The following is a 26079-nucleotide window of genomic DNA, read 5'->3' as shown; positions in this document are numbered from 1 at the left end:
AGCTAAATGAGTCAATCACGTAAAAAACCAGTAGTCAGCAAGGAGCTGCTCTTCCCATTTATCATCATCACCTCGCTGTTTGCCCTCTGGGGCATAGCCAATGACCTCACCAACCCGATGGTGTCGGCATTTAAAAAGGTGATGCCCGAACTCTCCAACGTGCAGGCATCGCTGGTGCAGTTTGCTTTCTACTTCGGTTACTTCTTCATGGCGCTGCCAGCATCGCTTTTTATCCGCAAATACAGCTATAAGTCGGGCATTGTCCTGGGTTTGCTGCTGTATGCTATTGGTGCGTTTATGTTTTATCCGGCAGCCAGGTATGAAGAATACAACTTCTTCCTGATTTCGCTATGGGTGCTTACCTGCGGCCTGGCCTTTTTGGAAACGACAGCCAATCCGCTCATACTAGCCCTCGGCGACAAAGAAACGGCCACCCGCCGCCTTAACCTGGCGCAGGCGTTTAACCCCATCGGGTCGCTCACCGGGATGATCATCGCTCAGGTGTTTGTGCTGCAGCTGCTGCGCTCCGACGACTATACGGCTGAGGCTTATCAGGCACTTACTGCTACAGAGCTGGCCGCAGTACGCGAAAACGACCTTGGGATTATTAGTATTCCTTATATCACGTTAGGCATGCTGGTGCTGGTGATCATGGCCATTGTATTGTTTACCAAAATCCCTAAAACTCCAGAGGAGCAAAAAATTAGTCTACCGGATGCCTTCAAAAAACTCTTTGCCAACAAAAACTACAAACTAGGGGTACTGGCCCAGGCAGCATGTGTAGGCTCACAGATCATGTGCTGGACGTATGTATTTCAATATGTAGACAACCTCAACGCAAATACGGGCTCCAATCTGACGGCCACCAATTTCAATGTGGCAGCCATGGTGCTGTTCCTTTCCGGGCGGTGGATAGGTACGGTGCTTATGCGCAGGTCTTCACCGGCTCGTATTCTCATGCTTTTTGGACTGGGCGGTGCCATTTGTAGCGCAGGAGCCATATTGCTTCCTGGTATTGCGGGGCTCATCTCACTGGTAGGCATTTCAGTGTTTATGTCCATCATGTTTCCTACGATCTACGGCATTGCCCTCAAGGACATGGGCGATGAAGCCAAAATCGCTTCGGCCGGCCTGGTGATGGCCATCGTAGGAGGTGCGCTCATGCCGGTGGTGCAGGGCGCCATGCTCGACTGGGGTGGTGATGGATTCGATGACCTGAGTATCCTCGGCTATATTCCCGAAATCAACTTTTCATTTATCCTACCGATGATCTGCATGCTGGTGGTAGGCTATTACGGCTTCACAGCGAGATCAAAAAAGAAAGCGTCACCTGAAGAAATCAACGAGCCAGTTGTGAGTAAGGAACTGGTAGAAGCTTAAAATACCCCCTGGTTACTGACTCACCTCAGTAGCCTTTTCTTTCAATCAAAAAAACACCTCCAACCTGAGAAAGGAAGGAGGTGTTTTTGTGTGATGCAATACCTGAAAAACATAATAATGGGCGACCCCTTGGGTCGCCCTGGATTCATCATTTTGATAAATCCTGCCTTAGTTTCATTTACCTTAAGAAGTAATAATACCGTCCGACAAGCATTCATAAAGACTACTGTTGGTTGTTTTAATAAGGTGTTGATCATTGCTCCAATTGATCTCTGACAACTTCAAACTCCTCCTTGAAATATTGATTTAACAGATGTACCATTGTTAATGAATCTTTCGGGTTTGAAAGCGTTTGTGATACTTCGCTTAGCTTTTTAGCCAGCTCGTACTTACTGGTATCAGGCACAAATCCTTTTCCCACCAGTCTAAGGATATTTTTCTCAGTCTGCAGAATATACTGATATCCATGCTCTACGCTTGGTTCTACTTCTGTTCCTTCATTCCAATCGTTCCAGGTTTCCACCATTACATATGCCATGGGTAATGTCCCGGAGTAATTCGAAATATACTGCCAGGTAGAATCATAAACTCCTCCACCCTGACGGGCAATGAGTCGATTTCCTCCCCAGGAAACATTATTGCGATCGTCAAACCCTGGCCATACTCCACCTCCAACGAATCGATGCGTTGAAATATCAAAGCGATCCACCTCCTGGTAGAAATAATCGAGGTAGTCCGCGCCCCAATTGAGCCCGGATGCTTCCCATGGCCCACCTGGCTGAACCCACGGATAAAACGCATCAACATAATCCTGGGTGTTTTCACCTTCGCCGAAGGTATTCCAAACAAGCAAGGCACCACGATCACCAAAAACCTGATCGAGGCTAGCACGCAAGGTCTCGGCTGTTAAAAACTTATGTGGATAATCAAACGAAAATATGACCGGTTTGCCCTCATAAGTAAGGTAGGCATCGTTGTTTTTATAGTTCACCATTTTGAACTGCGTAATCTTCCGCAAAGCAGTGTCAAGAGGAGGTTCCAAATCGAATCCCTGATCATCAAAACTAATGGCTGACTGGAGGTCAAAAAGACCTCCAGAAATCAACCTTAATTCTGCAATAACCTCTTGCACCTTGAGCAGGGTTTGCCGATCATACTCATCCTTCACATTCACCACCACAGCATCAATACCTGCTGCCCAGCTCCACATCATGTGACACAATATCACCGACTTATTGTGCGAATTGTAGTGCCCTAGCAATGGACGGTTGGCGGTACCGTGTTTCCAGTGCCTCATGGAGTCTACCCCTTCATGTGTATCGCTGTACCACCCCATGTAATGAATGACAGTCTTGGGTGTGTTAGGCACGGTCATTGATGAATTTGATTTTGGCTCACAAGAGAGAATCAAAATCGTCAGTAAAACGAACCAAAATCCATATTTTCTAATCATAAAAGCTTTATTGTACGATTAATCTTTGTACAGATTTTTGCGTTTGGGTGGTAATCTCAATGAGATAAAGTCCCTGAGCACCAGACGCATTCCATTGAATAGCTTTCTGAGCAGGATCTACCACTTGTGTATACACTTTCTTTCCAGCAAAATCATGTATTGTTACTTCTGCCTTTTCGTTTGGTAAAGGTATATTGACCAGTCCAAATGACGGATTTGGGTAAATTTCAGGAACTACCAACTCCTGGCTGCTTGCCAAAGCAACTACCGGGTTTATTATCTGGTCCAAAGAAGTAAGTGCTCCTTTAGCATCCCTATCGATAAAACTACCTATAGCATCTTGTAAAAAACCATAGAACGTAGCTGAGTCTCGCTCACCTGTTTCTATCATTTCCGCAGCAAAATAGAGTTTGGTAGCTGCTGAAAACAAGCTGTCATTCACGACGTAAGTGGTATCCTTAAATGCTGCTATATTTTCAGCTGATTTGGTAGCATAAGCAAAACCATGTTCCTTACTGGGCTCGAGCTCCGTTCCTTCGTTCCAGTCATTCCATGTTTCTAGAATCACCCATTTGATTGCACTCTCCTCCTGATACTTATGGATCAAATCCCATGTCTGCTGTAGCGTTTCACCATCTTTTCGATCAATCCATCTATTTTGCCCCCAGCTTGCCGCTCTATCATCAAATCCAGCCCAAACACCCCCTGTTGAAAAGGCAATATCTTCCCGTATTTGCAAGGTACGGTAGTACCAATCCAAGTATCCTTCACCCCAGTTGGTACCCTCATCATCAAAACCCTGAACCCACGGATAATAAGAGTCTATTGCTTCTTTGGTCGTGTTAAAATCAATTTCATTTCTCAACAGTACCGCATTCTTCGTAGGAAATGTAGCTGACACAGCCTCACGATAATCTTCTGACGAAAGGAAGCCGTCATAGTTCCATATGAATATTACGGGATCATCACCGGCATGTAGATAATGATCTGTAGTACCAATTATGTCATCTCTGAGCACCGCCAATTCCTCTTTTACAGACTCAATGGTCATGTCCTGGTCGTCATAGCTAACTGCAATCTGATAATTGAAGTCTGCATCTACATCCACTATTCGCTGAAGTGATGGAAATAACATTTTCAAACTAGCTTCGTCATAGTCAGTACGTACGTTTACCACCATGCCGTCTACGCCCAGCGCAGAAGAAATTAAGATGTGGTAAAGGTGTGTAGACCATGATTGTGAGTTATAAAAACCAATAATTGGCTCTTGGGCAGTACCGTCTTTCCAGTGGTTTCCATCTTCACCTGCGCCGTACCAGGCCATGTAATGCATGAAAACTTTATTATTTACTTCTCGTGATGCAGTTGCATCCTGAGCAAAGGTTGAGAAAGAAAATAATAAGCTATAGAGAATAATAAATTGAACTCTTGATCTCATAAGTTTTAGGAATTTAGTGATAAATAGATTTTATGGTATAGCCACATGATGAAGTATGTGCATCACGGAAGCTTCGATTGTTTCAGATATCTGTCATGACACATCTAGCTACTGGTTTCTTTAATAATGTGCCTGGCAAGCAGTATGGATAGCATTTGAAACAGCCCTATAAATACGAGGGAGAACCGTATGGCAAACACTTCCGATATAAAGGCATCCAGGCCAATGAAAAGCGCAAGGCCTGTAAACCGTCCAATATATAAGCCGAATTCATGATTGACGATGTAAGAAAATTCACCACGACCATCCTTGTCACACAAATAGTTGATGACTTTCATCTGGATGGGAAAGTACGCCATATCATGGAGTGGCTGGTACAGCACTTTGCACATGATGAAGATGATCACACCGATAGCTGAAAAGAGTACACTGTGCACTACTGCTCCGACAAAAAAGATGACATACCCTAGCGAAAACACATAAATTCTATGTTCTGGCCCAGTAACACGCCCTAGCACATACAACAGTAGCGCCGTGAGTAATCCGCTGATACTTTGCACGGATGATAGCGCCCCTTCATCTCCTACCATTTGCATGACCAATATGGCCGGAACGGTGACGAGATAGCCTTGTGCAAGCCCCTTCAACGAAGACAAGACCAATAGCTTTTTCCATAGCATGGAAAACCTAAAATGAAGAATCCTATCGACCTTTGGGTTCTTGAAATTTCCTCGATGCACCACAATACTTGAAAGTACCGTCAGAGCGAAGACACCCACAGTAATCAGTCGGTAAACGGCTACTGCATCACCTTCCAGCAGTCCAAACCGAGAAGTAAGCACAAAGACCAAACCTATTCCAGCTGGCACAGCAATTCCTGTGATGGTATAGAAAAAAGTTTCCAGACCATAATAGTAGTTCCTGTTTTCATCTACTGTGGTTTCTATGGCCAGGAAGTCACGATTGGACCAGAAGAAGCCATAAGAAATCCCCATCAGCAAGCCTGACAATGCAACCTGAATGATGTTCAGCTCTGGCAAATACATCATGGCCGAAATGGACACTCCGCTGAGCAACATCCCAAGGCTATAGAGTCCCTTGACACTAAACCTGCGGAGTAGGTAGCCGTTTAACACGAACGTGATAGGAATTCCTGTAAATACGGTGATCTGATAGATCATCACAGCCCTCGGGCTATTTAGGCTCCTCATGATGTAAGCACTGACGAAAATTTCAATAATGGGCAGCACCAGTGCGTAAATCATGTTGGTAATCAATAGCACGCGCATATCTCGCGGCATTGATTTGAAATACTCAAACTCTTTTTTTAAGTGACCTATCATCGTTCGTTAATCGGTTATTGATTCAAGCATTAATCATTGAATAGGCTATTTACCAGATCGTCAATAGCTACTGTAGCCAAACCGATGCTCGTGTCACAACAGCCATAGTAGATATAACCTACCCCATCTTTTTCCACAATACTGGTTGGAAAAACGACATTTGGAATTACCAATCCACATTTTTCATAGTACTCAGTTGGTTCCATTATCGGATCTTTACTTCTCGCCACTACTTTAGTTGGGTCATTTGAATCCAACATAAGGGCTCCTACCCGATACACGATCTCGCTATCTACACCATGATAGAGCACAAGCCATCCTCGAGACGTCTTTATCGGGTTGCAAGCTGCTCCGATCTTTTCACCTTCCCAGGGTTCTTGTGCTGTAGCCAGTAGCTTCGGTTGTGACCAGTCAAAAAGATCTTCAGAAAAGGTGATCCACATGCCGGGTCTGTCTGTACCGTATTCCTCCCCAACAAAATCCATCGGTCTACGAAGTAAGCAAAATTTCCCATCTATCTTTTCTGGAAACAGGGCATGATCTCGATCATCTATATCTTCCGGAGAAGTAAAACAAAGGTGTTCCCAATTCACTCCATCTAAAGATGTAGCAATCCCAGAACGCGTAATCATTGGATAAGGGCATTTTTCCCAGTTTTGATATTTTGATGTGTCATAAAATGGCACCCCTTCACCCGTAGGAAAGCAATCAAATCCATAGGGTTGGAAAGCGTAGTTCATATAAAAAACCTCATCTATTTTTACGACCCTCGCGTCTTGAACACTACCTTCAGGATATCCCAACATCTCTGAAGTAAAGACAGGTTGGTCTCCCACAGGCTTAAAATTCTTTCCATCTTCACTTTCAAACATACCAATAGCAGTACGAAAAGGACTCAGGGTACACGCTGCACGGTCATAAAGCAAGAATTTACCATTGTCATAAATGGCTCCAGGGTTGAAGGTTACTACCTTTCTAAAGTCTTTACCATTCGGAAAAATTATTGGGTTTTGGGCGTACTTTTCTATTGTCAGTGGCATTCTGAATTGATTAAATATTCTAGTTTATATGTGTTATGCGTTAATTACTACTTAGCTAGTTTGGGATTTTTGAGCACTTCCGCCTCCGGGATAGGCGCATACAAATTATCCAATGTTACATTTCCGATTATGGGCACTTGCTCACTCGGGTCTCGCTTATTTACCACTTCCTGAACTTTTTCTGTCCTCAGTAAATCGTACCAGCGTTTGCCTTCTCCTGCAAATTCCCAGCCTCTTTCTGCGATCACTGCATCTACAAACCCCTCCCTGGCAAGGCCTTCAGTCAGATCATCCAGTCCTGCGCGGTTTCTCACTTCATTGATAGCTGCATAAGCCGTGGCATCCGCACCGTGAGCCTGGGCCTGAGCTTCAGCATAAATGAGCAATACGTCTGCATAGCGCATGAGCATATAGGCTCCTGCTGTATGGTAAGCATTGACCCATGGAGTCTGCTCATCTACAGCGCCATCTCTGAACTTTGCATAATATGGATGTCCGGCTGCTGATTCCTGATAAGGGACTGTATCTCCTTCTTGTGTATAAAACTGCGTTCGGAACGTAGCATCTTTTCGTGGGCCTGCCGGAAACTCATTAAAAAATGTCAATTCGCAGAAAAAATCCTCCCAGCCATTTTCTTCCTTCGGCATGGAAGCCGTACCCATGAGGTGATTGGCGTGGGCTCCGTCACCGGTATTTCTGTCGTACTGGAGCGCAAACACCGACTCTGTGCTGTTGTCATTAGCCCTTAGCCACAGCGAACCAAAATCGGCCAGCAAATCATATGCCCACCTGGACTTTCCATCAATCACCTCTTTAGCTTTGGAAGCTGCCAATGCGTAGCTGGCCTGATCTTTCACTGGCCATCCAGCCCTGGTCAAATAGGCTTTCGCCAAAAAAGCCTTTGCTGCACCGCTGGTAGGCCTACCTACCTCTGCTTGATTATCTGGCAATAACTCTTCCGCTCGAAGGAAGTCATCAACCACCTGATTGTAAATGTCGTCTACAGGAGATAGTCCTATGTCTATGTGTGCCCCAGGTGTGGTGTAGAGTGGTACCTCGCCCCAGCTTCTCACTAAATAAAAGTAGCTCAACCCTCTTATGAAATACGCCTGACCTATCAGGTTGTCTATGTCATCAGGGTCAGCTTGTGTGTATTGCGCATATTCGATCAATGCATTGGCATTCAAAATTGCACGGTAGCATCCTTTGTACAAGTTGGACATCCAGATATTACTTGCAGACTTGCTGAAGGAGTCAAACTCACGATAAGGTTCTTTGTTGCCCCCAGCAATGGTGGTGAGGTCATCCGCGCCAAACATGGTAGTCATATGTTGGGCTGTAGCAAAGCCCTCCGCCCAGCTTCCATCGCCCCTTAGGGCTGCATACATGGCTATGCTTAAGGCATCCAGATTAGCTAATTCCTGAAAGGCCGTTTCCGGGTTATTTAGTCTGCCGTAGGGATTTTCGTCCAGCTCTACACACGCTGCTGCCAATAGCATGGCTAACAAAGCGACGATTATAGTATTTGATTGATTCTTTTTCATTGCTCTCTAATTAAAATCCGATTTTCAAACCAACAGTCACCGTCCTTGGGCTTGGATATGCTCCTGTATCAATATTTTGATCCACATCTGTATTTGACCCACCACCAACGGTGTTTCCCGCAGAAGACGCCTCAGGATCATATCCCTTGTAATTGGTCTTAACCCACAGGTTATCTCCACTTAGATACATCTGTGCAGAAGCAATCGGCATCTTATTCGTAATGAACGCAGGCAGATTATATGCTGCAGTTACGTTTTTGAGTCTCAGGTAACTACCATCCTCCAGCCATCTGCTACTGTTAGCAAATAGTTTAGAAGAAGTGCTAAACGCTGGCACATCGGTGTTTTCATTTTCCTCCGTCCACCGATCGTAGTGATCCGGGCTGGTAAAGGCCTGACTTTGTCCAAATAGTCCCACAGACTTTTGGTGCATGCCATTGAAAACCTGTCCCCCTTGTACTCCTTGAAATAAAACATTCAGTGAAAATGCCTTGTAACGAACGCTACTGCTAAGCCCAAAAATAAAATCTGGTTGGGCTACACCTATCACGCCCAAATCTTCCGTATCGATCACCTGGTCGTTATTAAGGTCTTTGTATTTGGCATCACCAGGTACATTTCCATAGCGCGCTGCCTCGGCAGCCTCACTGCTTTTCCACACGCCTTCATATAGATACCCATAAAAGGTACCCAGTGAGTGGCCCTGTTTGATAATGTTAATCGGAGCATCCGCATCCCCATATCTGGTAGTGGGAAAAATGACCTCTTCATCACCCAGGTCCAGCACCTTGTTTCTATTCACTGAGATGTTTCCCGATACATCCCAACCCCAATCATTCTGGTCTACTATGATTGCATTAGCGGCCAGCTCAAACCCCTTATTGCTCACTTCACCAATGTTGGAAATAACCGTTCCATTGCCTGCGTAAAACGGGAGTCTAAAGTCGAGCAATAGGTCTTCTGTGAATTTTTCGTAATAGTCAAAATTTACAAAGACCCGATCTTCCCAGACCCCAACTTCCATTCCCAAATCCAATTGTTTGGTTGTTTCCCATTTCAAAGACCTGTTACCGGGTGCTCCTATCCCCAGTCCGGTGATGCTTTCAGAAGTAGGCCCTCCAGGACTGTAATCTACCGTAGGATTTTGTACAAAATAGGGCAAAGTACCATACGAGCCCACAGCCTGATTGCCCGTCAGTCCATAGCTGGCCCTAAGTTTCAGCGTACTAAACAAGCCAAGATCTTTAATGAATGCTTCGTCCCCTAGATGCCAGGCCAATGCTACCGACGGAAAAACACTGTATTTATTGGCTCCATAGAATTTGGAAGAACCATCTCTGCGAACAGTAGCTGTGAGTAAATATTTATAGTTCAGCATATAGTTCACCCTAAAAGCCAGTGACGATAAATACTCGTCGTAGTAATAAGAAGATGCCCGCTGATTCCCACTGAGTGAAAGATTGTAATACTGTAAAGAGGAAGCATTTAAGTTAGACACGTCTGCTCCAAACCCCTCATCTTTAAACGATGTACCTTCATAGATTCCTGTAAGCTGTAAATCATGGACTCCAAAAGACTTCTTGTAGTTGGTGATTAGGCTATATTGAGTTCGAACGCGTCGCGATTTGTTCAATCCTGCACTGGTTACACCGCTAGGTCCTTCGAGCAAATAGTTGTCATTAAAATAATGGTTCGTCTGATTTTTCACATCGATTGCCGTGGAAGCCTTGACATCCAACCCTGGAATAATCAGATACGACAGAGAAGCTGAAGGAAGATAATTATCTGCTACATACCCGAATAACTGGGTGTTTTGCAAGCCAACTGGATTTCCGGTGACGGCCCCATATTCTGGAGAGTTATTATAAAATGTCCCATTTTCATCGAAAATAGGCTCTGTGGCTACCCACTGAGGCATCCTGCCTATTGCGCCAAACTGTGAACCAACATTGGTGTTGTTTTTCCCCTTTAATCTGCTTCCAAAGACATTGAGGCCTAGTTTCCATTTTTCCGATAGATCTATATCCACTTTCGAGCGAATATTAAACCTTTCAAACCCGGTATTGATCAATATCCCTTCCTGATCCAACAAAGAAGCTGACAGTGCATATTTTACTGATTCATTTGCACCGCGAACCGAAACTTCATGACTTTGAGTATGTCCCTGTTGAAATAGCTCATCCTGCCAATCTGTTCCTCCATTTTGACGAAATGCGGTTATCTGCTCCTCTGAGAAAGGCGCTTCGTATGGAAACAGTGGGTTATAATAAATGTCGCGATCATACGCATTATACAGTTCGGCGAATTCCGCTGCAGACAGGTAGTCGATTTTACGAGGCAACTCCGATACACTGTAAAAACTGTGAAGGTTTACAGCAACTCCCCCTGGAGTACCTTCCCTGGTAGTAATCATTACTACTCCATTCGCTCCTCTACTGCCATAAATGGCTGTAGCAGATGCATCTTTAAGAATATCTATCGACTGGATATCGCTCTGGGAGATCAACTGCATGTCGGCGCCAATCACACCATCAATAACTATAAGTGGTTGGTTATTACCCAATATAGAGTTTGCCCCTCTGATTCTTATTTTCACATCACCACCAGGAGCTCCCGAATTGGCATTGACCTGCACACCAGCTGCTCGCCCACTTAGTGCATTGTCTAGTCGTACAATCGGCTGGCTCTCGAAAACATCACTATCTATGGACGAAATAGAACCGGTGAAATCCTCCTTCTTTTGTGTGCCATAGCCGATCACCACTACTTCCTCCATCAAATCAAGATCCTCATAGAGTGTAATATTTACTGGAGAACCCGCTGCAACATTTAGCATTTCTGTCTGAAAACCAAGCATAGAGACACTGATATCTACCGAACTATCAGTGACCAGCAGATCAAACGCACCTGAGATATCGGTAATCGCTCCACGTGCTTCACCCACGACTAATACATGTGCTCCTATTAGTGGCTCGCCGTGTTCATCCACTACCGTACCTGACACTCGTAGGTCCTGGCCTACCAGATCGGAAACTCCCAGCGCAAAACACAGCATAACCAATACTCGAATACTCCTTAAAACTTTCATTTTCTTCTCTTTTATCCCGACAAAACACACCAGCGTAAGCAATTCATTTTCAGCTTGATAAAAACATGACAAACGCTAAACGCTCGCAAAATGGAGCTGGCGAACTAATTCGTTGTACAGACAAAACTAGAGAAGCATAGCAGCTAAAAATGATACTATAAATCCTTTTTTTGATACTCATATGAAGGCTACTCATCAAACTATTGATACTTTCACATATTATGGAGTAATCAGCCCTGATGCATTAGCGATTAGACAAAAAAATGAACCTCATTTGTGAGAATTTAAATCTCCTAAACCTGATAATTGCCAACACTTTTTTTGAGGGATGAATCATAAAAACACCACGAGCAAAATGGCAAATATGAATGACTCGCTGTGTTTGCTCTGAGTTCAAAGAAAATTACGGCTCTCAAACAAGACATTTTTTACAATGGATTGATAAAAAAGCTAAAAGGCCATCTCCTTTTCAATAAGAAGATGGCCTTATAATCAATCCTATTAATAGGATAAAACCACCGCTATGCCAGGTCTCATAATCCGCTGAAGTTACTTTCCTTTTATGATAGCTAATTGTGCGACTACCCTAATATGATTTGTTCTGCCAAATCATGCGCTTCCTGGCCATTGGTTTTTAAATAATGCTCAATAGCATCTTCTAATATGGGGTGAAAAACACTGCAGTCCCGGTCTCCATCTTCAATAAGCTTTGCGGCCTCATAGATTTTAATTGCGGCTTTAAACATCCACTGTTCACTATCGATTAAACTTGGCTCACCTTTATAACTTGCTATATGCGTAGCGGTTAAACCCAGGTATTGATAATTATCAGTAGTCGTTGGCTCTAGCTCTGAACCTTCGTTGAAGTCATTCCAGGTTTCCAGTATAACCCAATCTATGTCTCCAGTAAATGAATTATTAATGAATGACCAGGTATCTGTATATGTTTGTCCTCCTCTTCTATCTATCCATCGGTTTTGTCCCCAAACAACATTTCTGTCATCGAACCCAGGCCATACAGCTCCGGTTACAAACTCTACCTTGTTGTTTAGCTGAAAATCAATTTTAGTGTTGTAAAACCAATTTAAGTAGGTCTGTCCCCATTCGGAGCCATCACTTGCCCACCCTTGTATCCATGGGTAGTACGAATTCATTACAAACTGCCCGGGCACAGCATTCACATCAATTTCATTTTTTAGCAATACTGGTGAACCATAAAATACATTATTGGCAATATTTCGATATTCTTGAGGGGAAACATTGCCTGCATAATCCCAAATGAATATTACAGGTTCTCCGTTTTTATACAGGTAGTGTGTTGTATTTGGGATGATACTATCCCTTATATTGGAAAACCTTTGTGTCACCGAATTGATGGTAGCATCCTGGTCATCCGTGCTGAGTGATATATCATACTCAAAGTCCGGGTAGATGGCATCAATACGCTTAATTGATTCAATGAATTTTTCAAAAGACTGCTGATCGTATTCCGTCCTAACATTGATCACGGCACCGTCTATTCCTACTGCTGCTGACAAAAGAATATGATACAAATGTGTTGCCCAGGATTGTGAATCGTAATATCCAATTAAGGGTTCACTAACCGTTCCATCCGTCCAGTGTCTTCCGCCTATCCCCTCACCAAACCATGCTAAGTAATGCATATACACTTTTTCATTCACATTGGATGGTTTTCCTACTTCGAATGTTTCATTCAACTGAGGAGCATTCGATGAAGTAACCTGATCGGTGGAGTATTCAGCCTCTAACTCATCTACGTCACCTTCACAAGATGATAGCAAGAGTACTGTCAATGCGATTTGCAGAGGAATAATTTGTTTTAATTGACTATAAATCATGATAATTAGGTATTTGGTTTCTTGTATCGTCCTGCGTGCTAATTCGTGCATCTGACTAAAAAACTTATGTTTTTTTCATCCGGGCAGCAGAGTCTTTGATTGTGAAAATGGATCTGACCAGTGATTAACACACGTGAATTACAATGGCATGAAAGAAGGAGTCAACTCTCCCTTACCCTAACAGGCAAACTCGACAACCCACTTCAATGCTTCTTCCCTCATTTAGATTTTAAATCTTCAGCATAAACATTTCATTATCAGTTCGATAAAAAGCATTATATATGCCAAAGCTGAGGAAAAGCAAGGCTGATGATTACGCCATTATATAAGTCAAATCTAGAGAAGCGTAGATGCTGTAAATGATACTTTGAATCCTTTTTGTGATACTATGCTGAATCCAAATTGATTAGAAATTGATATTATCATACTTTTCAACCTAATTCGGCATATAAAATTGAGACTCAACCAAAATCAAATAAGATAAATTGAAAAAATTCAAAAGAGAACTTACACCCCTGGTAGATTACTCTTGTTTTATTCTGCAAAATCACTTTGATGCCAAGTTTGACTACCCGGTACACCTACACCCTGAATATGAGATCAACGTGGTACTGAACACCAATGGCACCAGAATAATTGGTGATAACCAGGAGCACTTTGAGCAAAGCGATATCGCACTTATAGGCCCAAACCTGTTGCATGCATGGAGAGGATCAGAAGAAAAAGGCGTCCGAGTAATTACCATCCAATTTTCAAACGAACTATTCGAATTTAACCTGCTCAAAACAGAAGGAATGTGGGCCATCTCCAAGCTACTTGACGATTCGAGTAGTGGAGTGATCTTCGACAAGAAAGACATTCCGCCTTTAACGGGTAAAATCATGGAGCTAATAGATCTTGAGGGGTTTGATGCGTTTATTGCCTTTCTTCAGTTGCTCAATTTCATGGCCTCATTGCAATACCGAAAGGCACTCCTGCACTTCAATCACAGGCAAACAGAAATGAATGAGATAGATTTCAGAATAGAAAAAGTATGCCGGTACATTGACGATCATTTTCACGAAAACATCAGTATGCATGAAATTGCGGAAAAATTTAACTTCTCCCCTTCTTCATTCAGTCATTTTTTTAAAAAATACACTTACCGATCATTTACTCAATACCTACTCGACCTGAGGATAAAACGAGCTTGCCAACTACTGATTGAATCAGACACTCCTGTTGGGGTTGTTTATGGGTTGTCCGGCTTTACCAATGCATCAAACTTCAATAGGATTTTCAAAAAAACTAAGAATGTAACGCCTCTGCAGTATCGAAAGAAATTTGGTCTAAAATTAAACTAGAAAATCTTTCAGACAGCACACCTCAAAATACTGCTTATTAAGCTATTAACCACACATCAATAACCAAAAACACCTCCCCCGAAATTACTCGAAGGAGGTGTCTTGATCGTTTTGATAGCTACTAGTGTACAGTTACTATTCAATCCTTTTTACCAAAAATCATTGCCTTTCTCTACTTGCATGCTTTTGTAGATGTCGATATACTTTTGGTCCAGCTCAGGCGAATCTTTGTACTGCTTTCGCAGGTCTGCCAGTTTGGTTTTTAGCTCGGCTACCACCCCTGCATAATCTGGATCATTATAGACATTGTTTAGCTCCTGTGGATCGTTGAGTCGATCGTATAGCTCCCACTCGTCCACATCGTAGTAGAAATGTGCCAGCTTGTATTCCTTAGTCACTATACCATAGTGGCGCTTTACCATATGCACACTCGGATACTCGTAGTAGTGGTAGTACACGGCATCACGATCCCACTGCTCTTTGTTGCCGGTGAGTAGCGGCATCAGGCTTTCGCCCTGCATGTCCTCAGGAGGGTTGATGCCTGCAGCTTGCAGCAGCGTTTGGGCAAAGTCCAGGTTTTGAACCATTTCATTTTCCACGGTTCCGGCCTTGACCTTTTCAGGCCACCGCACCATGAGAGGCGTTTTGAACGACTCGTCATAGATAAAACGCTTATCAAACCATCCGTGCTCGCCGAGGTAGAAGCCCTGATCTGAGGTGTACACCACGATGGTGTTTTCGGCCAGGCCACTTTCATCCAGGTAATCCAACACGCGGCCTACATTGTCATCCACAGACGATATACAGCCCAGGTAGTCCTGCATATAGCGCTGGTATTTCCATTTCATTTTCTCCTCCTGAGAGAGTGTCGGCCAGTTTTGTTCAAACCAGTTGTTGATAGAATCCAAAATGGGATCATATAGTGCTTTCTGCTCATCCGTAGCTCGACCATAAGGTCCGTAGAAGCCATTTTCAAACTCCTCTACTTTAGGACTCGCTTTATCCCCCATCTGCTCCAGTAGCTCCGGTCGGATCTTGCTATCGTGGCTGTACATCATATGAGTCAGCAGGTTCATTTCGGCAGTTTTGGCAGCCGTGCCTCTGTTTTCATAGTCATCAAACAATGTAGCCGGCTCTGGAAATCGCTTTTTGGTAAACTCCGCAAACTTATCTGCTCGGGGCCACCATGGGCGGTGTGGCGCCTTGTGCATATACATCATCATGAATGGCTTGTCTTCATCACGCCCGTCCTGGAGCCAGTTGAGCGTCAGGTCGGTGATCACATCGGTGACATAGCCCATGATGGTGGTATCCCCCTCCGGGGTATTAAAATCTGGGTTGAGGTAATAGCCCTGGCCGGGCAAAATCATGAAATCATCCACTCCTTTTGGATTGTTGCCAAAGTGGAGCTTGCCAAACATGGCCGTTTGATAGCCATTGGCCTGAAAGATCTGAGGAAAAGTCACCTGCGTGGTATCAAATGGCATCAGGTTATCAATCTTTCCATTGATGTGGTTGTGCTTGCCAGTAAGGATCGTAGCTCGGGACGGTGCACAGATCGAGTTGGTGACGCAGGCATTGGTAAAAAGCATCCCCTCTTTGGCCAGGCGGTCAATGTTTGGGGTGCTGATTAGCTTGCTGCCATAGGCGCTAATGGCCTGGTAGGCATGATCATCAGACATGATAAACAGGATATTAGGGCGTTTCGCTTCTTGCGCTGGTTTTTGCTGACAAGCTGCGGCTAAAAGCAGTCCTGTAAGGTAGATCAAATACGGTTTGAATTTCATAAATCAACGTTATTGGTTTTACTAAAAATAGTCTTTTAAATCCTTTTCAAATCACTGCCCTTCCACAGCGTTCACTTCATACTGCACACGGCTCACTAAAGGTACGCCTGTATTGGTAATTCCTTCCAGCACTACATTTACCGGAGCTGCCACGTCACTGTTGTAATATGATACAGTAACCTGACCGGTAGTATCTGGCTGTATGTAAGGGTTCCAGTAGATAGTATTTCGAATATCGGGCTCTGTGGTCTGAGCTATGGTGTCGTACTTTGGTGCATAAAATACCCGTGCGTCATAATAGCCCCGGAGCTGTGTGGAAACCGAGTGCCGTGCAATGGACTGATCACCGGTATACCCTTCACGAGTGTATAGGGCCAAAACGCCATTGGCAGCCTGGGAACCAAATACAGCACCTCCTGCTGAGTTGCTAATGGTCTCCACCCGATCGATATCTGTAGGCAGTAGCGTAGCCAGCACCTCCATATCCACCTGAGCGCCATCTAGCAAAATAAGGGGTTTGCCTCTGGCAAAGGACACCGACTTGCCAGTGGTAGTAAGGCCCGGAACTACAAACTGCAGGAAGATAAAAATATTCGAAAACCGTCGCTCTTTATCGGTCACTTCAAAAGCAAAGTCCGGAGTACCGTATATGCTTTCGTTTCCATCGTTTACTTCCTCATTAAACTTACTCCCTCGCACTACCAGGTCTTCGAGCAACATGGTATTGGCCTCTAGTGGGACTTGAAATTCGATGTGTTTTTTCATTACAGCTTCCTGAAAGCCTTCTACCTCCGTACTCCCATAGTTTTGATCGATTAGTCGGTACTGGGGCTTTGGTGATGGGGCGTACATAGAATCTATTGAAAGATGGCCTTTTGCGCGGTTGTACTTATCCTGATTGGTAAGCAGCAAGGTGGCGTTACCCTTAAACATTACATCATCAAATACAAAGCGGCCATTTTCATCTGTGGTTTCGTCTATTGTTAGCGATTTGCCCTTGTTGGTGAGCAGCATATTGATTTTAGTATCCGGTATCGGGCTGTTGCCTATGAGCCTTTTTAGCCGGCCTGAGATTTGGAGATCTCGCTCCAGATCATAAGCAGGAAGTTCGGGTAGAGTTGGCAGCTTTTTCCATAAAAAATCTCTCCATCCCTGAGTGAGCAGAAGAAGGTCCATCTGCTGTAGGCGCTGTTCATTCTCAGGGTCAAAATAGCTCCCGGGGTTGTAAACGGACCCTTTGATTTCCGATTGCAAAAAGAAATAGGAAGCAATATTCATTTCATGTACATCAACAGTACCTGGAATGTTGGCATCAGTAACGGAAAGCGAAAAACTACCTACTGCAGGTGTACCTCCGTTTGTCTTTAGCTCTACGTTCAATTGCACTTTTTCGCGTGTAGCATAAGTCTGCTGATCGGTACGAACTACCAGGGAAACATCATGCTCTTTGGCTACATAAATCAGCCGCTCCGCATGAGGGCGACCATCCGCATCGCGTAAGGTCAAAAACGCAATGCCTTCAGGCAAATCCGACGAAGGCAATATGAAGGAATGATTGATGGTGCTGAGTGGCTGCTGACCTTCCACATAGGTAATGCCTCTGCTCGTACAGCTCATGGCCATGAGCTGACCGGGATTGGCTGCCAGTGTCTCGGCATTGGTTTTTATGGAGACAATGTGCTTGCCTTTGTGCTGCATTACACTCATCGTGTACCCTGTAGGTAATGCTTCTGGCAATTTCCACTCTTGCTGATTGCCATGCTGGTCTGTCACCTGGGCAATGTAGACCTTCCCGGCTTCCGGAGTAAGGACAAAGCTACCCATACCAGCGTGTAAGGTCGTGATTTCAGCCACCTGCTCCCCTTCCAGTGTTTTTACGATTCCAGATACCTTACAAGGTTTTCCATTGGCATACGTGGCCTTGAATGCCACCTGACTTGCCACGCCAGCCACCAGGCTTCCCCCTTCCGGGAAAAGCTCCATGTCATACAGGAAATTGTCGGTAGTGTTGGTAGCTACTTCTACCTCCTCTCGTACATCCACTATGTCTATTTCTTTGGTAAAGAAATAATCTTGTCCGAAGTTTCTCGACCAGTTGGTATAGGCACGTAACTGATAGGTCCCAGCCTCAATTCCCAGTGTATCCAGTAAGGCCATATCTCCATGCCCCAGGCCAAGCTGCATGTGGGTAACGTTTCTCACCACCACTTCAGATGCTGGCGAAATCAGCTCTACATAGAGCACCCGACTATGATCAAAAAGGGCATTGGTGTAGGCATACGTGGTGTAGGCTTTGTACCATAAATCTTCGCCCACAGCATACTGGTCACGATCTGTATGCAGGTAGATTTTTTCCACATCAGGAATGGTTGGGGTCTGTGCCTGGCTTTCGCCGAACTGTAGGCAAATCAGTAATAACGTAGTGAGTAATTTTAGTTGGTTCATTTTAATGATGATTGCGGTGAGTATTATGTATTCTTTCAAACATAAACACCAGCAAGCGGACCAAACAGCTACAAGCGGTATATGAAACAAGGGTTATAGCCTTTGAGCCATAAGTTAAAAGCTCAGTACTGATTCCCGTCCTGATCCGAATTAAACACCCTTTTTCATCCACTTTCACCTACCAACCTTATTACAGTGAACCTTAATTGATATGCACCAATTTACCGCGATGCTTTTGCCCATCAGGGGCTGTGAGTTGCATGATATAAATGCCCCCACTCCAGCCTTTTGGCGCCAGCCTAAACTGTACCGTACCGGGACGGACATCCTGTAGTTTGTGATACATTATGGCTCCACTGAGATCAAAAATCTCCAACAGCGCGCTACCCGAAGTGGACGACTGAAACTCAATCGTGACCTGGCTGTCAAAAGGATTAGGATAGCAATGGATGAGAGATGACTGATCTTCACTTGCCAGTACCGCTTCATTGCCCGTTACCTCTATCCATACAGTCCGGAGGGGACTCCATTCGCCATTATGAAAGGTACGCGTCTTTAGCAGCGAAGAGTGGGTTAGCGAGAATGATCCTTCATAGGTTTCCGCATTCGCGGAAAGGTAGTTTACCTGATCATTTGAAGGCGCAGCTGTGAGCATCGCTGAAATCAGAAAATCGCTGCTATTTAAAGACAGATTAGCGCCATGGATGGCCAGCAAGTTGGTACCTTCCGTCAGCACACCGATGTAAGGCGAGATATCGAACGTGCTCCAGCTATTTCCGGCTTCATGGCCACTGCTGGCTTTGGTGTTCCATTGTGGGTCGCCATTCACGTTTTGGCGCTGTACCTCCACCCCATTGAGGTAAGCCACAAATCCATCATCCATACGCATGAGCAAAGTGAGCGCTCCGATATCCTTCAGTGATGTTTCGTCCAACTCAAAAGGTATTCGCACCAAACAACTGGTATTGCTTCCTTTCATAGATGTGACATTTATTCCTATCCAGTCCTGGTAACCATTGCCTGTCTCATATCCCACACCTCCAGTGCCCTGTAACCACCCCGCATCATCAAAAGCTGCGTTTGTTTTCCAATCTTCTGCCACAGGTCCATCAGGGATCCAAGCCGTTTTTGGGGCATTTTCCCCTATCAAAGTACGAATTTCTGCAGTGTTATGCTCTGCGTGATTGGGTATAGCATATGGGTCAGAGCCATCCAGCGTATAGTACACTGCTCCCGAAGTGGCTTTCAATTCCACCTTTGCCTGCTGATAAGAAGAGGTAGAATCTGATAGTAGCGTAGCACCATCGACTACTACCTGAGGTGGCTCAGCCGCTGGTAAGAAGCCCGCCCCTCTAAAGTCCACGATCACATCCTCAGTACGTGTGGTCAGTACATCGTTGATGTAGTTGTCTCGGGCTTCACGCCATGACTCTGGTGTGCGGTAGCCCCATCGGGCGGACTCCGCCAAAAAGGCGGTTTCTACTTCATTGCATCTTTGCAGCAAACGATCGCGATTCTTTTCAAAAGTCAGCGCACCGTCATTGAAATAATGCTCATAAATGCGGTCAGCCACAAGTGCTTTAAATTTTGGGTGACCTTCTTTGTACAACATGCTAAAAATACTGCCCGGACCATCGGCATTAGTCCTGCCCGGCTGCTTCCAGCCAGTACGGTTTCCGCTGCTGCGCAAAAAGCCATCAGCATCATTGAGGTAAAACTTAAAACCTCCGGCGCCAGGTGTAGCCGGCGCTACGGTGCGGTACTCGTTCTCGCTACGGCCAAACATATACAGCAGCATAAAATCTACATAATGAGCCACATCTACATAGTCCTGAATGGCTTCAAAGTCTTCACGCAGCGACTTGGCTGTCTCCCAAAAGCTGCCATCTCCGTCATAGGGCTCACCCGGGTCTGCCCAGCCTCCCTGGTTCCAGTTGCCATTGATGGCTTCATATTCTACTTTTTCACCACCCAGATACTGGGCATGCATGTCGGCATTCCATCGCTCACGCAGGTGATACTGCCCCCAGTAGGTGCCATTGATATACAGGTGCACGAATCTTCCATGTGGATTTAGATTGCCCATGTCCAGCATGGTGTCATCTGTAAAGCGATTGGACATGTAAAAACCGCGCATCACCATATCATGCGAGCCTGCCCGCAATTCCAGCTGATCAAATTTTTCAACCGGAGCAATGCCTCTGCCAAAGCCCTCAAACAACGGATACCTCAGCTTAGATACGCCATATTCACTTTTGAAATACAGCCGAAAGTTCTCTTTGTCAAAGTCCGTAAAAGCACCTCCAAAGTAGCGCACGCCTGCATCCACCTGAAAGCTCGAAGATTGGCCTGGTTCCAGCCATTCCACGGATGTGGCAATCAAGTAATCATCATTTACGGCTCCATTAGGCATCACCAGCGATACCGTGGGCAGTGCTTCCAATGCCTCCCGCATGCTGCGGCTGTAGCGCTCATCACCCGTGATTTCGGGATTCATCACCTCAGATGTGATGACATCATCGATGAATAGGAAGGAATATGTGCTGATGGTATTTCGCCATTTATCAGACTGATAGGCCGCCGAACGAATCACCGTGGTACGGTCGATCACAAAAGTGGTATCTGCTATGGAAGATGTAGTGGCAGGCCGTACCAGCGTGCCATTTGTTAGTGATGGTACACTGCCGTCCAGCGTAAAGGCCAACGTCTCTCCTGCCGCACCTGCTGAGAGTGTGAGCTCAACTGGGTCCTCATAAAATCCCCCTTTGTGACTAGCAATCGTTTTGGCTGTAAACCCACTCACTGAGTTGCCATTGGGCGTACCAGGTGTCGGGTGATAAAAATACCTTTTTTCCGGATCTCCTATTTTCACTGCTTCCAACCTCAAATCCATCAGTAAGGATTGATCATCTACATGGTGATTCATCACATGCACAGCTAAAATATTCTCTCCACTCTGAAGGTAAGTCTTAGGCACTCGAATGGACTCCTCCTGATACATTGGCGTATCGCTGGCTGCAGCAGAACGATAGGTCACTTCGTCAGGTGCATTGGCGCTAGCTATCTGCTTTCCGTTAAGGTAAGCCTCAAACCCACCATCAAAGGCCGCATGCAAATAGAGCTCGTCAATATCTTCTGTTTCTTCCAGCGTAAAACCGTACCGCAAGTAGGCGGAAGCATTTACTCCTTTCATGGCGGCCTGTACATTTGTAGTGATGTGTTGATCGTAGTTTTCAGAGCCGATTATTTCCACTTCTGCTAATGTGAGGTAAGTGTTGGTGCCAGGAGCCGGATCCTTGCGTACGCGCACGTAGCGCCCGTGTACCGGTGCATCCTCCAGGGACAGGGTAAGCTCATCTCCCGGACTCGTGGGTGTTTCTCCTGCTGCCACAGGGTTGAGCTTTTCGGAAGTATAGATCACCTCCTGTGCCTCATTCCTGATCTCTACTATGATGCTATTGAGCCGATCGTTGCAGCACCCCCGGCGATTATGCAAGACTACCTCACCTATCAGCAGGCTTTCGCCCAAATCTACCTCCCACCAGGGCGTTTCGTCTCCATCGGCAGTATGCGCAAAATTGGTGAGCACCCCGTCCACGGCATACTCAGCGGTAAAACCTGGCCAGGTGGATGACTGGCTAGCCACTTTTCCTAGTGCCAGGTTTCCAGACTGATCCGTTCCTTCGCGGGTATCATACCCCACGCTTCCGGTGACATTTGACCATGCGCCATCATCGAAAGATAAGGATTGGTTGTTTTTCCAGCTCTGACCTATGGATTCATCGTCCTCAGCTGTAGGTACTAAAAGTTTACCAGGTGATTTGCGCCCTACCAGGTCTATGCTACTATGCTTTTGGGCTCTTCCGTAGGTTACCTGTGGAATATGATTGACCCCATAGCCCGGCTTGTATTCATCCACCAGCGTTTTTCCGTCTGTGAAAACCAGCCCCATAAATTGTCCTCCGGGCTTAAACTCAAAATTGGTGTGCAGCGACGAATCAGGATTGGTTTTGTTTTGACCAGAAGTATAAACCACTAGAAACTCCCCGGCTTGCAGACTAATTTCTGGAAACTGCCACTTGGGCAAGTAGCTATAGTCGTCCGTGAGAAACCAACCGCGCAAATTTACGGTCTCCTCCGATGGATTATACAATTCTATCCAGGTACTGTTGGCCCCAGTATCATCCTCTGAGGTAGATTGTCCTGAAGCCGATAATTCATTGATTACTATAGCAGGATTTTGTTGGGCCCAAAGTCCGAAATGTAGGCTGATCAAGAATAGCAACATGAAGCTTTTGATCGTAGAAGTCTTCATAGCTTTATGGAATATTTGAGTGCCAAAACCTGAGAATGTCCGTCCTTGACCGTTCGGTTCATTTCAAAATCAAACAGATAACTGACGTCTATGGTGGAGCTATTGGAGCATTCGTAAGCCAGCCCAAAGGTGGTACGGCATTTATCGACATATGGAGCCGGGTTTTGATTCAGCTGATAAAACATTTCTTCTGCCAAGCTGAAGGTTATGGGTGTGCCAAACAGGTGGTATTCCATTTTAGCTTTAGTGCGATTAGTAAGCTCATTGCGCCGATCAAAAAGCTCCTGATGCGCTTCTTCCATCCCGTATTGCAGGGCGGTTTTTACCCCCAGCTCAAAATCAGACCATACATCCATTTTGTACTGTACAAAGGCAGTTGCCCGTTGTTCTCTAACGATGTGTCCCGTCCTGGCTTTGCGCGAAAAGCGAAACCGATATTCTGCTCCTGCTGACCATCGGTCGTTCAGCGCTTGTTCTACGAAAGGCTCTATAAATGCCTGATCAAATGTAGACCAGTTAGCTTCCCGACGGTACTGGGTAGACACGCCCAATTCTGTGTTTTTTCCTACCTCCTTTTCGACCTTAAGCCCTAGCCAAAGTCTAGAATCTACATTTTGCGCCTGTGCCAGCAAACCAGCAAACACCAGCAGCCAACCCCAGCCATATTTTGTATATGTACTCACGTTTGTCCGTTCGGGTAAAAGTAAATGTTGACTTGTGCCGATTGTGAAATGAAATTGATGTCGCTAACCACCACCCGATTGATCTTAATACCTGTTCGCTCTTCCAGGTCACGGTGGAGCAATTCCTTGTGCTCAGGCTTGATCAGCTCCAGTTTCTCGTATTTGATAGATTTTTTGGCTTCTCGTTTCAATCGGAGAAGTCGCTCCATGCTATAGGCTACTGCTACTATGGCCAAATTGGTAAAAACTAGTTCGGCATAGCTGATCCTGCGATTGGATAGCGCGTTGATGACCGACACGCCAATGACCACAAACAAATACGTCATCTCTTTGATGGGCATCTCCTTGGTACGGTACCTAATGATGCCAAAAATGGCAAAAAGCCCCAGAGCAAAGCCAAGCTCCAGCTTTACATTCTCTAGCAGGTAACACAGCAAAAAGATGACCGTAGAGATCAGAATGTAGGTGAAAAAATAATCCTTGCGATGCGTGGTTTGATAATACAGCCCACGAACGATGATGAAGATCACCAGAAAATTGAAGCCAAATCGAAACAACAGTTCCAAAAAAGCCTCCAGATCGATCAGTTCTATTTCAAATAAAGCCATAACGGAAACCCTTAGTGGTACTGGTATTCATATTTTTTCATTTTGTACAGCCTGTCACGGTCATCGTAATAGCGCTTTTCTACTCTTAGGCCATTTTCGTAGGTGTATTCTAGCCGTAGCTCCTGCTTGCCGCCATCGGACAGGTGGGTTTCTACCAGGACATTACCCTCTCCATCACGTTCATACTTTATCCAGCTTTTGATCCTGCCTTTTTCCGAAATCTCTTTTTCCTCGATCAGCTCCCCGTCCGAATCAAAGTATTCTTCCTTTTCTATGAGCATGGATTTTTCGCCCTGAATGATGTCTTGCTCATAGGTTTTGATCACGGATACACCTTTATTTCGAATAGTCTTTTTGCTTTGGGCTGAGCCATATGAGCAAATGAGCAACAGCACGAATAAGGTCAGTAGTGGTTTCATAGGTTGTAGATGTATAGGTCTCCTAAATCCGTCGAGGTTTCGGTTTGATTGATTTCTACCGTTTTGGAAATTACCACGTCCTCTGTGGCGCCTTTCGGATCTTCAGAAAATAAATGAATGGTGTAAGTACCCTTTATCAGGTTTTTGAAAGTAAAAGTGCCATCAGCGTTAGTTCTTATGCGCTCATCATACTGGCTATGGTTACCATAAGTTAGATAGACTTCCTGTTCCTGGGCTCTGGAAGTATCCTTTACAATCAGGTTGGGCCACTGTGAAAAATTGTAATAGTTCACCTTGAAAACTCGACCCGAAATCTGTGCATGACCGTCATCAAAATCAAGCAATTTCACGATCTCCAACTCCTGCAGGTCTACCTCCTCGCCTCTTTTCAGTGAAATCTCGTGGACAATTTCTACCTGGTCACCATGCGTAGCATTCGGTGTATCTGAGTAGTAAAACAAGCGGTAATCACCCGGCCAGAGATAACCGAATTGGAAATGGCCTGTATAGCTGGTTTCCACCTTTTCCCCTACCGTTTGCTCTTCACCAAATAGCAGGAATACATCTTCATCTTTAGCAGATTCTGTAGCAAGTAACAAGCTCTTATCGTCATTATAGATTTTTTTAACAATGCGTCCGCGGATCTGAGCATTGCCCCCAAGCCCTTCTTCAGGACTACATGCCACTATGGTGAGTAGCAATACCAGAGCCAGCGCCGAGCCAGAGATCGTTTTACCCTGCTTTAATTGGTGATTTTTCATTTATTCAGGTTTTTGCTTTAGAATTTTCAGTGTCTTTGTTAGGGATTTCCCTGAAAGTTGTAAGAAATAAACACCTTCCTGCTGAGCGCTCAAATCCAATACCTTTCCGCTTTGATTTGCCTCTAAGGAGCCTTTGAGGAGCACCCTACCATCAAGCGCAAAGAGTACAAACTCGCTAAAGTCATTATTAGGAATGTATACTAGTCCCTGTGTAGGATTAGGATAAACTGTTGCCTGATTAGATAAGGATAGTACATTGCCACCCAATACTGCCATGTTTTGGGCCACTTCATCCGCTGCAAAATACAGGTCATCTCCAGGCTGGCTGGCGGTGATGGTTACCACGCCGGACCCCTTGAGGTGTATCTTCCCATCAATAATTTCCGCTACGTCGGCATCAGAACTGGTATAAGTGATAGGCAAGCCAGATGATACCGTAGCACCCGGATCAAAAGGCTCATCTCCCACTGATTTCACTGGCAGTGCCTCGAAAGTGATCACTTGTTCTTTCTTCACCTGCAGTACCTGAGTGACCGGATCAGCTGGCTGATAAGCATTGCTACCTACCTGATA

17 protein-coding genes are annotated in these 26079 nt (G+C 45.1%); 2 read left to right on the top strand and 15 right to left on the bottom strand.

Going from position 1 to position 26079, the window contains the following annotated elements; genetic code table 11:
* Positions 1-6: 6 nt before the first annotated feature.
* Positions 7-1380, top strand: a complete 1374-nt coding sequence (gene fucP, locus C7460_RS12000; protein WP_115868347.1) for an L-fucose:H+ symporter permease — start codon at positions 7-9, stop codon at positions 1378-1380.
* Positions 1381-1633: 253 nt separating this feature from the next.
* Here the strand turns inward: fucP and C7460_RS11990 are convergent, their stop codons facing one another.
* The 7 genes from C7460_RS11990 to C7460_RS11960 all read right to left on the bottom strand — a co-directional run bounded on the left by C7460_RS11990 (position 1634) and on the right by C7460_RS11960 (position 13145).
* Positions 1634-2755 carry a glycoside hydrolase family 71/99 protein gene (locus C7460_RS11990; RefSeq protein WP_115868345.1) on the bottom strand — a complete coding sequence of 374 codons (1122 nt, stop codon included), beginning with the start codon at positions 2753-2755 and terminating at the stop codon, positions 1634-1636.
* 85 nt (positions 2756-2840) lie between these two features.
* Entirely contained in the window at positions 2841-4271 is a 1431-nt protein-coding gene (locus C7460_RS11985; RefSeq protein WP_115868344.1) for a T9SS type A sorting domain-containing protein, read from the bottom strand.
* 104 nt (positions 4272-4375) lie between these two features.
* Positions 4376-5614, bottom strand: a complete 1239-nt coding sequence (locus C7460_RS11980; RefSeq protein WP_115868343.1) for an MFS transporter — start codon at positions 5612-5614, stop codon at positions 4376-4378.
* 29 nt (positions 5615-5643) lie between these two features.
* Positions 5644-6654: a glycoside hydrolase family 130 protein gene (locus C7460_RS11975; protein WP_221409507.1), complete on the bottom strand. Its 1011-nt coding sequence runs from the start codon at positions 6652-6654 to the stop codon at positions 5644-5646.
* Between the two features lie 47 nt (positions 6655-6701).
* On the bottom strand, positions 6702-8198 hold the full coding sequence (locus C7460_RS11970) for a RagB/SusD family nutrient uptake outer membrane protein (RefSeq protein ID WP_115868342.1): 1497 nt from the start codon (positions 8196-8198) through the stop codon (positions 6702-6704).
* Positions 8199-8208: 10 nt separating this feature from the next.
* Positions 8209-11286: a SusC/RagA family TonB-linked outer membrane protein gene (locus C7460_RS11965; protein ID WP_115868341.1), complete on the bottom strand. Its 3078-nt coding sequence runs from the start codon at positions 11284-11286 to the stop codon at positions 8209-8211.
* A 581-nt stretch (positions 11287-11867) separates the two neighbouring features.
* Positions 11868-13145 carry a glycoside hydrolase family 71/99 protein gene (locus tag C7460_RS11960; RefSeq protein WP_147302931.1) on the bottom strand — a complete coding sequence of 426 codons (1278 nt, stop codon included), beginning with the start codon at positions 13143-13145 and terminating at the stop codon, positions 11868-11870.
* A 485-nt stretch (positions 13146-13630) separates the two neighbouring features.
* Between C7460_RS11960 and C7460_RS11955 the strand changes: the two genes are divergently transcribed.
* Positions 13631-14488: an AraC family transcriptional regulator gene (locus C7460_RS11955; RefSeq protein WP_115868339.1), complete on the top strand. Its 858-nt coding sequence runs from the start codon at positions 13631-13633 to the stop codon at positions 14486-14488.
* A 149-nt stretch (positions 14489-14637) separates the two neighbouring features.
* Here C7460_RS11955 and C7460_RS11950 read toward each other — a convergent pair whose 3' ends face one another.
* The 8 genes from C7460_RS11950 to C7460_RS23765 all read right to left on the bottom strand — a co-directional run.
* Positions 14638-16275 (bottom strand): sulfatase family protein, encoded by a 1638-nt coding sequence (locus tag C7460_RS11950; RefSeq protein WP_115868338.1) that lies wholly within the window; start codon positions 16273-16275, stop codon positions 14638-14640.
* A gap of 51 nt (positions 16276-16326) precedes the next feature.
* Positions 16327-18720, bottom strand: a complete 2394-nt coding sequence (locus tag C7460_RS11945) for a TonB-dependent receptor (protein ID WP_147302930.1) — start codon at positions 18718-18720, stop codon at positions 16327-16329.
* A gap of 202 nt (positions 18721-18922) precedes the next feature.
* Complete coding sequence (locus C7460_RS11940) at positions 18923-23035, bottom strand: lamin tail domain-containing protein (RefSeq protein WP_115868336.1); 4113 nt, start codon at positions 23033-23035, stop codon at positions 18923-18925.
* Positions 23032-23718 (bottom strand): DUF2490 domain-containing protein, encoded by a 687-nt coding sequence (locus tag C7460_RS11935; RefSeq protein WP_170147988.1) that lies wholly within the window; start codon positions 23716-23718, stop codon positions 23032-23034. Before C7460_RS11935 ends, C7460_RS11940 begins: the two co-directional genes overlap by 4 nt.
* Positions 23715-24326 carry a DUF4956 domain-containing protein gene (locus C7460_RS11930; RefSeq protein ID WP_115868334.1) on the bottom strand — a complete coding sequence of 204 codons (612 nt, stop codon included), beginning with the start codon at positions 24324-24326 and terminating at the stop codon, positions 23715-23717. Before C7460_RS11930 ends, C7460_RS11935 begins: the two co-directional genes overlap by 4 nt.
* 11 nt (positions 24327-24337) lie before the next feature.
* On the bottom strand, positions 24338-24745 hold the full coding sequence (locus C7460_RS11925) for a hypothetical protein (protein WP_115868333.1): 408 nt from the start codon (positions 24743-24745) through the stop codon (positions 24338-24340).
* Entirely contained in the window at positions 24742-25506 is a 765-nt protein-coding gene (locus C7460_RS11920) for a collagen binding domain-containing protein (protein WP_115868332.1), read from the bottom strand. The genes C7460_RS11925 and C7460_RS11920 overlap by 4 nt, the downstream gene beginning before the upstream one ends.
* Positions 25507-26079: T9SS type A sorting domain-containing protein (locus tag C7460_RS23765; protein ID WP_170147987.1), on the bottom strand; the 573-nt coding region annotated here is incomplete at its 5' end.

It is taken from the genome of Marinoscillum furvescens DSM 4134, from assembly GCF_003386095.1.
In the GTDB taxonomy this organism is placed as follows: Bacteria; Bacteroidota; Bacteroidia; order Cytophagales; family Cyclobacteriaceae; genus Marinoscillum; species Marinoscillum furvescens.
This window is presented reverse-complemented; position numbering and strand designations above follow the sequence as displayed.

What these genes read in the sequence shown, in the direction of transcription:
- fucP (WP_115868347.1), top strand. Translation starts at nt 7, where the DNA reads ATGAGTCAATCACGTAAAAAACCAGTAGTCAGCAAGGAGCTGCTCTTC.
- C7460_RS11990 (WP_115868345.1), bottom strand. Translation starts at nt 2,755, where the DNA reads ATGACCGTGCCTAACACACCCAAGACTGTCATTCATTACATGGGGTGG.
- C7460_RS11985 (WP_115868344.1), bottom strand. Translation starts at nt 4,271, where the DNA reads ATGAGATCAAGAGTTCAATTTATTATTCTCTATAGCTTATTATTTTCT.
- C7460_RS11980 (WP_115868343.1), bottom strand. Translation starts at nt 5,614, where the DNA reads ATGATAGGTCACTTAAAAAAAGAGTTTGAGTATTTCAAATCAATGCCG.
- C7460_RS11975 (WP_221409507.1), bottom strand. Translation starts at nt 6,654, where the DNA reads ATGCCACTGACAATAGAAAAGTACGCCCAAAACCCAATAATTTTTCCG.
- C7460_RS11970 (WP_115868342.1), bottom strand. Translation starts at nt 8,198, where the DNA reads ATGAAAAAGAATCAATCAAATACTATAATCGTCGCTTTGTTAGCCATG.
- C7460_RS11965 (WP_115868341.1), bottom strand. Translation starts at nt 11,286, where the DNA reads ATGAAAGTTTTAAGGAGTATTCGAGTATTGGTTATGCTGTGTTTTGCG.
- C7460_RS11960 (WP_147302931.1), bottom strand. Translation starts at nt 13,145, where the DNA reads ATGATTTATAGTCAATTAAAACAAATTATTCCTCTGCAAATCGCATTG.
- C7460_RS11950 (WP_115868338.1), bottom strand. Translation starts at nt 16,275, where the DNA reads ATGAAATTCAAACCGTATTTGATCTACCTTACAGGACTGCTTTTAGCC.
- C7460_RS11945 (WP_147302930.1), bottom strand. Translation starts at nt 18,720, where the DNA reads ATGAACCAACTAAAATTACTCACTACGTTATTACTGATTTGCCTACAG.
- C7460_RS11940 (WP_115868336.1), bottom strand. Translation starts at nt 23,035, where the DNA reads ATGAAGACTTCTACGATCAAAAGCTTCATGTTGCTATTCTTGATCAGC.
- C7460_RS11930 (WP_115868334.1), bottom strand. Translation starts at nt 24,326, where the DNA reads ATGGCTTTATTTGAAATAGAACTGATCGATCTGGAGGCTTTTTTGGAA.
- C7460_RS11925 (WP_115868333.1), bottom strand. Translation starts at nt 24,745, where the DNA reads ATGAAACCACTACTGACCTTATTCGTGCTGTTGCTCATTTGCTCATAT.
- C7460_RS11920 (WP_115868332.1), bottom strand. Translation starts at nt 25,506, where the DNA reads ATGAAAAATCACCAATTAAAGCAGGGTAAAACGATCTCTGGCTCGGCG.